This is a genomic window from Streptococcus pseudopneumoniae (genome assembly GCF_001076775.1).
In the GTDB taxonomy this organism is placed as follows: Bacteria; Bacillota; Bacilli; order Lactobacillales; family Streptococcaceae; genus Streptococcus; species Streptococcus pseudopneumoniae_G.
In genome coordinates this window covers 1-5,725 of sequence record NZ_JVGV01000008.1, presented here as the reverse complement: position 1 = coordinate 5,725, position 5,725 = coordinate 1, and the positions used below count along the sequence as shown (strand labels likewise).

Genomic DNA, 5,725 nt, shown 5'->3' with positions numbered 1-5,725 from the left:
ATCGGGAAGACAGGATTCGAACCTGCGACACCTTGGTCCCAAACCAAGTACTCTACCAAGCTGAGCTACTTCCCGAGTTAAAAAGAAAAATGCACCCTAGAGGAGTCGAACCTCTAACCGCCTGATTCGTAGTCAGGTACTCTATCCAGTTGAGCTAAGGGTGCTCATTATATTATGCCGAGGACCGGAATCGAACCGGTACGATCGTTACCAATCGCAGGATTTTAAGTCCTGTGCGTCTGCCAGTTCCGCCACCCCGGCCTCTCTAAGCGAACGACGGGATTCGAACCCGCGACCCCCACCTTGGCAAGGTGGTGTTCTACCACTGAACTACGTTCGCACCGTTTTCTTCTATCTAAAAATGCCGGCTACATGACTTGAACACGCGACCCTCTGATTACAAATCAGATGCTCTACCAACTGAGCTAAGCCGGCTCATTTATTATATCTTAATGCGGGTTAAGGGACTTGAACCCCCACGCCGTTAAGCGCCAGATCCTAAATCTGGTGCGTCTGCCAATTCCGCCAAACCCGCATATATGACCCGTACTGGGCTCGAACCAGTGACCCATTGATTAAAAGTCAATTGCTCTACCAACTGAGCTAACGAGTCTAAAATAACTTACGTTATTCTAACGGTCCCGACGGGAATCGAACCCGCGATCTTCGCCGTGACAGGGCGACGTGATAACCGCTACACTACGGGACCTATGGGAGTTAACGGGATCGAACCGCTGACCCTCTGCTTGTAAGGCAGATGCTCTCCCAGCTGAGCTAAACTCCCTAGAGCTAAGCGACTTCCATATCTCACAGGGGGCAACCCCCAACTACTTCCGGCGTTCTAGGGCTTAACTTCTGTGTTCGGCATGGGTACAGGTGTATCTCCTAGGCTATCGTCACTTAACTCTGAGTAATACCTACTCAAAATTGAATATCTATTCAAATCAAGAAAACCTTGCGCTTTCATATTCTCAGTTACTTTGGATAAGTCCTCGAGCTATTAGTATTAGTCCGCTACATGTGTCGCCACACTTCCACTTCTAACCTATCTACCTGATCATCTCTCAGGGCTCTTACTGATATAAAATCATGGGAAATCTCATCTTGAGGTGGGTTTCACACTTAGATGCTTTCAGCGTTTATCCCTTCCCTACATAGCTACCCAGCGATGCCTTTGGCAAGACAACTGGTACACCAGCGGTAAGTCCACTCTGGTCCTCTCGTACTAGGAGCAGATCCTCTCAAATTTCCTACGCCCGCGACGGATAGGGACCGAACTGTCTCACGACGTTCTGAACCCAGCTCGCGTGCCGCTTTAATGGGCGAACAGCCCAACCCTTGGGACCGACTACAGCCCCAGGATGCGACGAGCCGACATCGAGGTGCCAAACCTCCCCGTCGATGTGAACTCTTGGGGGAGATAAGCCTGTTATCCCCAGGGTAGCTTTTATCCGTTGAGCGATGGCCCTTCCATACGGAACCACCGGATCACTAAGCCCGACTTTCGTCCCTGCTCGAGTTGTAGCTCTCGCAGTCAAGCTCCCTTATACCTTTACACTCTGCGAATGATTTCCAACCATTCTGAGGGAACCTTTGGGCGCCTCCGTTACCTTTTAGGAGGCGACCGCCCCAGTCAAACTGCCCGTCAGACACTGTCTCCGATAGGGATCACCTATCTGGGTTAGAGTGGCCATAACACAAGGGTAGTATCCCAACAACGTCTCCTTCGAAACTGGCGTCCCGATCTCATAGACTCCTACCTATCCTGTACATGTGGTACAGACACTCAATATCAAACTGCAGTAAAGCTCCATGGGGTCTTTCCGTCCTGTCGCGGGTAACCTGCATCTTCACAGGTACTAAAATTTCACCGAGTCTCTCGTTGAGACAGTGCCCAAATCATTACGCCTTTCGTGCGGGTCGGAACTTACCCGACAAGGAATTTCGCTACCTTAGGACCGTTATAGTTACGGCCGCCGTTTACTGGGGCTTCAATTCATACCTTCGCTTGCGCTAAGCACTCCTCTTAACCTTCCAGCACCGGGCAGGCGTCACCCCCTATACATCATCTTACGATTTAGCAGAGAGCTGTGTTTTTGATAAACAGTTGCTTGGGCCTATTCACTGCGGCTGACTTAAAGTCAGCACCCCTTCTCCCGAAGTTACGGGGTCATTTTGCCGAGTTCCTTAACGAGAGTTCTCTCGCTCACCTGAGGCTACTCGCCTCGACTACCTGTGTCGGTTTGCGGTACGGGTAGAGTATGTTTAAACGCTAGAAGCTTTTCTTGGCAGTGTGACGTCACTAACTTCGCTACTAAACTTCGCTCCCCATCACAGCTCAATGTTATAGATATAAGCGTTTGACTCATATCACACCTCACTGCTTAGACAGACACTTCCAATCGTCTGCTTTAGTTAGCCTACTGCGTCCCTCCATCACTACATACTCTAGTACAGGAATATCAACCTGTTGTCCATCGGATACACCTTTCGGTCTCTCCTTAGGTCCCGACTAACCCAGGGCGGACGAGCCTTCCCCTGGAAACCTTAGTCTTACGGTGGACAGGATTCTCACCTGTCTTTCGCTACTCATACCGGCATTCTCACTTCTATGCGTTCCAGCACTCCTCACGGTATACCTTCATCACACATAGAACGCTCTCCTACCATACCTATAAAGGTATCCACAGCTTCGGTAAATTGTTTTAGCCCCGGTACATTTTCGGCGCAGGGTCACTCGACTAGTGAGCTATTACGCACTCTTTGAATGAATAGCTGCTTCTAAGCTAACATCCTAGTTGTCTGTGCAACCCCACATCCTTTTCCACTTAACAATTATTTTGGGACCTTAGCTGGTGGTCTGGGCTGTTTCCCTTTCGACTACGGATCTTAGCACTCGCAGTCTGACTGCCGACCATAATTCATTGGCATTCGGAGTTTATCTGAGATTGGTAATCCGGGATGGACCCCTCACCCAAACAGTGCTCTACCTCCAAGAATCTCTAATGTCGACGCTAGCCCTAAAGCTATTTCGGAGAGAACCAGCTATCTCCAAGTTCGTTTGGAATTTCTCCGCTACCCACAAGTCATCCAAGCACTTTTCAACGTGCCCTGGTTCGGTCCTCCAGTGCGTCTTACCGCACCTTCAACCTGCTCATGGGTAGGTCACATGGTTTCGGGTCTACGTCATAATACTAATTCGCCCTATTCAGACTCGGTTTCCCTACGGCTCCGTCTCTTCAACTTAACCTCGCATCATAACGTAACTCGCCGGTTCATTCTACAAAAGGCACGCTCTCACCCATTAACGGGCTCGAACTTGTTGTAGGCACACGGTTTCAGGTTCTATTTCACTCCCCTCCCGGGGTGCTTTTCACCTTTCCCTCACGGTACTGGTTCACTATCGGTCACTAGGGAGTATTTAGGGTTGGGAGATGGTCCTCCCAGATTCCGACGGGATTTCACGTGTCCCGCCGTACTCAGGATACTGCTAGGTACAAAGACTATTTTAAATACGAGGCTATTACTCTCTTTGGCTGATCTTCCCAAATCATTCTTCTATAATCTTTGAGTCCACATTGCAGTCCTACAACCCCGAAGAGTAAACTCTTCGGTTTGCCCTCCTGCCGTTTCGCTCGCCGCTACTAAGGCAATCGCTTTTGCTTTCTCTTCCTGCAGCTACTTAGATGTTTCAGTTCACTGCGTCTTCCTCCTCACATCCTTAACAGATGCGGGTAACAGGTAGTACCTGTTGGGTTCCCCCATTCGGAAATCCCTGGATCATCGCTTACTTACAGCTACCCAAGGCATATCGTCGTTTGTCACGTCCTTCTTCGGCTCCTAGTGCCAAGGCATCCACCGTGCGCCCTTATTAACTTAACCTTATTTTTCTGACCTTTCAGTCATAAACTCTTATTAATACTACAGCGTTTTCGGTTTATTTTCTTGTTACTATTTGATATAGATATTCAATTTTCAATGTGCATTACTTGGTGATCTCTCACCAATGGAGCCTAGCGGGATCGAACCGCTGACCTCCTGCGTGCAAAGCAGGCGCTCTCCCAGCTGAGCTAAGGCCCCACAAGACCTCTCAAGACTAAACAAGACCAATGCGCAGTTCCTTTTCCTTAGAAAGGAGGTGATCCAGCCGCACCTTCCGATACGGCTACCTTGTTACGACTTCACCCCAATCATCTATCCCACCTTAGGCGGCTGGCTCCTTACGGTTACCTCACCGACTTCGGGTGTTACAAACTCTCGTGGTGTGACGGGCGGTGTGTACAAGGCCCGGGAACGTATTCACCGCGGCGTGCTGATCCGCGATTACTAGCGATTCCGACTTCATGTAGGCGAGTTGCAGCCTACAATCCGAACTGAGACTGGCTTTAAGAGATTAGCTTGCCGTCACCGGCTTGCGACTCGTTGTACCAGCCATTGTAGCACGTGTGTAGCCCAGGTCATAAGGGGCATGATGATTTGACGTCATCCCCACCTTCCTCCGGTTTATTACCGGCAGTCTCGCTAGAGTGCCCAACTGAATGATGGCAACTAACAATAGGGGTTGCGCTCGTTGCGGGACTTAACCCAACATCTCACGACACGAGCTGACGACAACCATGCACCACCTGTCACCTCTGTCCCGAAGGAAAACTCTATCTCTAGAGCGGTCAGAGGGATGTCAAGACCTGGTAAGGTTCTTCGCGTTGCTTCGAATTAAACCACATGCTCCACCGCTTGTGCGGGCCCCCGTCAATTCCTTTGAGTTTCAACCTTGCGGTCGTACTCCCCAGGCGGAGTGCTTAATGCGTTAGCTACGGCACTAAACCCCGGAAAGGGTCTAACACCTAGCACTCATCGTTTACGGCGTGGACTACCAGGGTATCTAATCCTGTTTGCTCCCCACGCTTTCGAGCCTCAGCGTCAGTTACAAGCCAGAGAGCCGCTTTCGCCACCGGTGTTCCTCCATATATCTACGCATTTCACCGCTACACATGGAATTCCACTCTCCCCTCTTGCACTCAAGTTAAACAGTTTCCAAAGCGTACTATGGTTAAGCCACAGCCTTTAACTTCAGACTTATCTAACCGCCTGCGCTCGCTTTACGCCCAATAAATCCGGACAACGCTCGGGACCTACGTATTACCGCGGCTGCTGGCACGTAGTTAGCCGTCCCTTTCTGGTAAGATACCGTCACAGTGTGAACTTTCCACTCTCACACTCGTTCTTCTCTTACAACAGAGCTTTACGATCCGAAAACCTTCTTCACTCACGCGGCGTTGCTCGGTCAGACTTCCGTCCATTGCCGAAGATTCCCTACTGCTGCCTCCCGTAGGAGTCTGGGCCGTGTCTCAGTCCCAGTGTGGCCGATCACCCTCTCAGGTCGGCTATGTATCGTCGCCTTGGTGAGCCGTTACCCCACCAACTAGCTAATACAACGCAGGTCCATCTGGTAGTGATGCAATTGCACCTTTTAAGCAAATGTCATGCAACATCTACTCTTATGCGGTATTAGCTATCGTTTCCAATAGTTATCCCCCGCTACCAGGCAGGTTACCTACGCGTTACTCACCCGTTCGCAACTCATCCAGAAGAGCAAGCTCCTCCTTCAGCGTTCTACTTGCATGTATTAGGCACGCCGCCAGCGTTCGTCCTGAGCCAGGATCAAACTCTCATTAAAAGTTTGAGTTCTCACTCATTTCTGTCACTGACAGATTTATTGTTTTTT

At 50.1% G+C, this 5,725-nt stretch carries 10 tRNA genes and 3 rRNA genes; all 13 read right to left on the bottom strand.

What is annotated here, in order from left to right:
• Position 1 precedes the first annotated feature (1 nt).
• Positions 2–75 (bottom strand) — tRNA-Pro (locus ADJ60_RS01910).
• Positions 76–90: 15 nt separating this feature from the next.
• A tRNA-Arg gene (locus ADJ60_RS01905) sits at positions 91–164 on the bottom strand.
• A gap of 11 nt (positions 165–175) precedes the next feature.
• Positions 176–261, bottom strand: a tRNA-Leu gene (locus ADJ60_RS01900).
• Positions 262–268: 7 nt separating this feature from the next.
• Positions 269–340, bottom strand: a tRNA-Gly gene (locus ADJ60_RS01895).
• A gap of 22 nt (positions 341–362) precedes the next feature.
• Positions 363–435 (bottom strand) — tRNA-Thr (locus tag ADJ60_RS01890).
• A gap of 18 nt (positions 436–453) precedes the next feature.
• A tRNA-Leu gene (locus ADJ60_RS01885) sits at positions 454–535 on the bottom strand.
• 5 nt (positions 536–540) lie between these two features.
• A tRNA-Lys gene (locus tag ADJ60_RS01880) sits at positions 541–613 on the bottom strand.
• Positions 614–636: 23 nt separating this feature from the next.
• Positions 637–709: transfer RNA gene (locus ADJ60_RS01875), tRNA-Asp, on the bottom strand.
• Between the two features lie 2 nt (positions 710–711).
• A tRNA-Val gene (locus tag ADJ60_RS01870) sits at positions 712–784 on the bottom strand.
• Between the two features lie 4 nt (positions 785–788).
• Positions 789–904 (bottom strand): 5S ribosomal RNA (gene rrf / locus ADJ60_RS01865).
• 76 nt (positions 905–980) lie between these two features.
• Positions 981–3,882, bottom strand: a 23S ribosomal RNA gene (locus ADJ60_RS01860).
• Positions 3,883–4,007: 125 nt separating this feature from the next.
• Positions 4,008–4,080 (bottom strand) — tRNA-Ala (locus tag ADJ60_RS01855).
• A 51-nt stretch (positions 4,081–4,131) separates the two neighbouring features.
• A 16S ribosomal RNA gene (locus tag ADJ60_RS01850) occupies positions 4,132–5,677 on the bottom strand.
• The 16S, 23S and 5S rRNA genes sit together here with 10 tRNA genes alongside, the layout of an rRNA operon.
• Between the last annotated feature and the right edge of the window lie 48 nt (positions 5,678–5,725).